The 215-nt window shown below is 62.8% G+C and carries 1 protein-coding gene; it reads right to left on the bottom strand.

Annotated elements, in window-relative coordinates:
- Positions 1-203 (bottom strand): PAS domain-containing protein (locus ACYP5B_RS51255; RefSeq protein ID WP_459575181.1); only part of this gene is annotated, 203 nt, incomplete at its 3' end.
- Positions 204-215: the final 12 nt, after the last annotated feature.

The raw sequence follows: 215 nt of genomic DNA, 5'->3' as shown, positions 1-215 counted from the left end.
AAATGACGCTGCAGATAGCCAGCCTCGATCCGCTCGACGGCCTGCAGCGTTCTCGCCCGATCCTCGGGATGGACGAAGTCAATCATCGGCGTGCCCAGCATCTCCTCCGGCTGGTAGCCAAAGATGCTTTCGCAAGCGCCCGTGACGGACAGAAAACGGCCCTGGCGGTCGACGACGCAGATCGCGTCGAGCAGCAGGTCCATGACGTGCTTGGG

This window comes from Cupriavidus sp. 8B, from assembly GCF_054589115.1.
This window is presented reverse-complemented; position numbering and strand designations above follow the sequence as displayed.